Genomic DNA, 2,191 nt, shown 5'->3' with positions numbered 1-2,191 from the left:
ATCAGCCACGGCATCAATGCCAACGTCATCCGCAAATGGATGCCGCTCTTTCGAGACCCGCCCGCAGCAGCTTCACTACCGGCATTCGTCCCGCTAAAAGCCGCACCTAAACGGCCAGCCGAAACGTCAGTGATCATCGAGTTGCCCATGGCTGGGCAAGTGATCACGGTGAAATGGCCGACCTCAGATCCCGAGGGCTGCGCGCAATTTATCCGGGCTTTCGCTCAATGATCCGCATTGATGCGATCTGGCTGGCCACCGACCCCATGGACATGCGCGCCGGCACCGAGACGGCATTAGCCCGGGTGATCGCGGTGTTCGGTGCGGCGAAGCCGCACTGCGCTTACTTGTTCGCCAATCGCCGGGCTAACCGAATGAAAGTGTTGGTGCACGACGGCGTGGGCGTCTGGCTTGCCGCGCGACGACTGAATCAAGGCAAGTTCCACTGGCCTGGCATTCGCCATGGCTGCGAGGTCGAACTCGACAGCGAACAACTCCAGGCCTTGGTGCTGGGCCTGCCATGGCAGCGCGTCGGTGCAGGCGGTGTGATCCGCCTGCTGTAAACGCGGCCATTTGGCCGGTCTACTTGTCGTTGCCCCGTGCCTGCTCTGGCACAATCGGCGGCATGACTTCCTCGCCCAACCTCGACCAGATGACCTCGGAACAGCTTCGTGCCTTGGCGGAACAGGCGTTGCAGTTGCAGTCCCAGGTCGAGGCGATGAGCAGAAAGATCCAGAACGATGAAACCATCATCGAACAGCTCTCTTACGAAATCGCTCTTCTCAAACGCCACAAGTTTGCCAAGCGCAGCGAGCAAATCAGCCCGGCACAAGGCAACTTGCTGGATGACCTGCTCGATACAGACTTTGAAGCTATCGAGGCCGAGCTAAAACAGCTCCTCCCAGCAGCGCCACAGGCCGAACTACGGCAGTCACCCAAACGTGCGCCATTACCGCCTCAGTTTCCACGCACGGTGATTCGTCATGAACCAGAAAACACCCAGTGCGCCTGTGGCTGCCAACTTCAACGCGTCGGCGAAGATGTCAGTGAGAAGCTGGATTACACGCCGGGCGTGTTTACCGTCGAGCAACATGTGCGTGGCAAATGGGCCTGCCGTCAGTGCGAAACACTAATCCAGGCGCGGTACCGGCGCAGGTTATAGACAAAGGTATCCCGACCGCAGGCTTGCTGGCTCACGTGATGGTGGCCAAATTTGCCGATCACCTGCCGTTGTATCGGCAGGAGAAAATCTTTGGCCGCGCCGGGCTGGCAATCGCTCGCTCGACCTTGGCCCAGTGGGTCGGGCAAGCCGGCGTGCGACTCCAGCCGCTGGTCGATGCGTTGCGTGAAGCAGTGCTGAGCCAGGGCGTGATCCACGCCGATGAAACACCCGTGCAAATGCTTGCGCCGGGCGAGAAGAAAACCCACCGGGCCTACGTCTGGGCCTACAGCACTACGCCGTTTTCGGCGCTCAAAGCGGTGGTTTACGACTTCAGCCCAAGCCGTGCTGGCGAGCATGCACGCAACTTCCTGGGTGATTGGAAGGGCAAGCTGGTCTGCGACGACTTCGCTGGATACAAGGCCGGTTTTGAGCAAGGCATCACTGAAATCGGCTGTATGGCTCACGCTCGTCGCAAGTTTTTCGATCTGCACGTGGCGAACAAAAGTCAGCTGGCCGAACAAGCGCTGCACTCGATTGGCGGGTTGTACGAGGTCGAACGCCAAGCGCGGGACATGAGTGATGAAGATCGCTGGCGAATACGTCAGGAAATGGCGGTACCGATCATCAAAACACTGCATGGCTGGATGTTGGTCCAGCGCGACTTGGTGCCCAACGGATCAGCCACAGCTAAAGCCCTCGATTACAGCCTGAAACGCTGGGTAGCGCTGACGCGCTACCTGGACGATGGGGCTGTGCCCATCGACAACAACCAAGTCGAGAATCAGATACGACCATGGGCACTTGGTCGCTCGAACTGGTTGTTCGCTGGGTCGCTGCGCAGTGGCAAACGGGCGGCTGCAATCATGAGCCTGATCCAATCGGCACGCATGAATGGGCATGATCCGTATGCCTATCTCAAAGATGTGCTGACGCGGTTGCCGACACAGCGGGCCAGTGAGATCGGGCAATTGCTGCCGCATCAGTGGGTGCCGGCCTGACTTACGCAAGGTGAGTTCGCCGGACGCTTAC

2 protein-coding genes and 1 pseudogene are annotated in these 2,191 nt (G+C 59.3%); all 3 read left to right on the top strand.

The annotated features are described in order from the left end of the window. A partial coding sequence (locus G3436_RS27970) for a hypothetical protein (protein WP_243667267.1) occupies positions 1 to 231 on the top strand: 231 nt, incomplete at its 5' end. Then, on the top strand, positions 228 to 563 hold the full coding sequence (tnpB, locus tag G3436_RS22620; RefSeq protein WP_159985346.1) for an IS66 family insertion sequence element accessory protein TnpB: 336 nt from the start codon (positions 228 to 230) through the stop codon (positions 561 to 563). The genes G3436_RS27970 and tnpB, both read left to right, overlap by 4 nt. A 62-nt stretch (positions 564 to 625) precedes the next feature. Then, positions 626 to 2,160: pseudogene (gene tnpC, locus G3436_RS22615) on the top strand (IS66 family transposase). Positions 2,161 to 2,191: the final 31 nt, after the last annotated feature.

It is taken from the genome of Pseudomonas brassicae (assembly GCF_010671725.1).
GTDB lineage: Bacteria > Pseudomonadota > Gammaproteobacteria > Pseudomonadales > Pseudomonadaceae > Aquipseudomonas > Aquipseudomonas brassicae.
Note: the sequence above shows the minus strand (reverse complement) of the source record. Positions and strands in the feature narration are given on the sequence as shown.